Source organism: Massilia genomosp. 1, from assembly GCF_011682185.1.
GTDB classification, from domain to species: domain Bacteria; phylum Pseudomonadota; class Gammaproteobacteria; order Burkholderiales; family Burkholderiaceae_D; genus Telluria_A; species Telluria_A rubra.
Genome location: NZ_WHJF01000631.1, coordinates 1 through 252, shown reverse-complemented (window position 1 = coordinate 252; position 252 = coordinate 1). Strand labels below are relative to the sequence as shown.

The following is a 252-nucleotide window of genomic DNA, read 5'->3' as shown; positions in this document are numbered from 1 at the left end:
TTCTTCATCCATCTGGCGCAGGTCGAAATCAGTGAGAGGCGTGGGCTTTTTTAACAAGATTGCACATCATACATTGAACTGAGTTTCCAGGCAGAAAAATTGTCTGCGGGGAGGTGATTGGTTACGGTTCCGCCGGTGGCGGTTTTCAGGTTACTCAGAACGGTATTTATCCACCTGAAACAAGGCATTGCGCTGCTCTTGCGGGCAGTGCCCACGACCGATGGCTCATGCTTTGCACCGGCCGCCTGCACT

The 252-nt window shown here is 52.4% G+C and carries 1 pseudogene; it reads right to left on the bottom strand.

From position 1 onward, the window contains the following. Nucleotides 1-50: 50 nt before the first annotated feature. Nucleotides 51-252, bottom strand: a pseudogene (locus tag F1735_RS38465) (hypothetical protein); the annotation flags it as partial.